The sequence below is a fragment of the Streptomyces sp. NPDC093510 genome, assembly GCF_040683555.1.
GTDB lineage: Bacteria > Actinomycetota > Actinomycetes > Streptomycetales > Streptomycetaceae > Streptomyces.
The window spans coordinates 1-1117 of record NZ_JBFBEE010000068.1 but is presented as its reverse complement, the minus strand read 5'-3'; the positions used below and the strand labels follow the sequence as shown (position 1 = coordinate 1117).

At 67.8% G+C, this 1117-nt stretch carries 1 protein-coding gene and 1 pseudogene; both read left to right on the top strand.

What is annotated here, in order from left to right:
- Nucleotides 1-346 precede the first annotated feature (346 nt).
- A complete protein-coding gene (locus AB0N81_RS41980) occupies nucleotides 347-829 on the top strand; it encodes an IS5 family transposase (RefSeq protein ID WP_365368210.1) in 483 nt (160 codons plus the stop codon).
- Nucleotides 799-1117, top strand: a pseudogene (locus AB0N81_RS41975) (transposase); the annotation flags it as partial. The gene AB0N81_RS41980 and the pseudogene AB0N81_RS41975, both read left to right, overlap by 31 nt.

Here is a 1117-nt window from a genome sequence, read left to right as displayed (position 1 = left end):
CGAGGACCGCGGTGGCCTCGTTCGTGGTCCAGGGCCTCAGGATCAGGCGCTTGGTGATCACGTCGGTGTGGGCGGGTGAAGAAGAGGAAGACACGTGTCTCTCCTGGTCGTTGGAACGACCCGGGCCGCGCTCTGCTATTGCGCGGGCCGGACGAGGGCATGCTGAAGACGGCCGACGGCAGCCATATTCATCAACCTCCCTGTCCCGCTGATCACGCGTCTCTCGCGCCAGCGTGACCGTAACAACTGCTCCGCAGCCTGGGCAACTCATTTCCGGGCCGCTGACCGGGGACTTTCGCTCACGGAAGGGCGTACCTCTTCGATCGGTCAGATCGTTGTTCTGGTCATGCTCAGCAGGGGGAACCTCACGGACGACGAGTGGGCGGTGCTGGAGCCGCTGCTGCCCAAGAGCAACAGCCGGTGCGGCCGATGGCGGGACCACCGCCAGGTGATCAACGGAATCATCCACCGGCTCAGTACCGGCTGTCAGTGGCGCGAACTGCCCGCACGCTTCGGCCCTTGGCAGACGGTTCACAAACGCCACATGCTGTGGTCGGCGGACGGCACCTGGGAGAGGCTGCTCCAGCACGTCCAGGCCGTCGCTGACGCCGAGGGCGGCATCGACTGGGACATCAACATCGACTCCACCTCGATCCGCGCCCACCAGCACGCCGCCGGAGCCCCGAAGGGCCCACCGCCAGCACCGCCCGGTGCCCCAAAGGGGGCCGCACAGAGACCAGTTCACGTGCGCGCGCACGTGCGCTTGTGCCCGTTCCCGGCGGAGGAGGTGCAGCGGGCGAAGCCCTTGGCCGCTCCCGTGGCCGGCTGACCTGCAAGCTTCACCTGAGCGCGGACGGTAAGTGCCGCCCGCTTTCCCTGGTCGTCACGCCTGGCCAGCGGGCGGACTGCACCCAGTTTGAGGCGGTCATGGACAAGATCCGCGTCCCCCGGCTCGGCACGGGCAGGCCGAGGCGCCGACCGGACAGCGTCGGCGCCGACAAGGCATACAGCAACGGGGTAATCCGCTCCTATCTACGGCGACGAGGCATCCGACACGTCATCCCGGAGAAGAGCGACACCAAATCAGCCCGCCTGCGGAGGGGTTCACGCGGCGGCC

Excerpts from the sequence above, each read along its gene's own strand:
- AB0N81_RS41980 (WP_365368210.1), top strand. The coding sequence starts at position 347 with ATGCTCAGCAGGGGGAACCTCACGGACGACGAGTGGGCGGTGCTGGAG.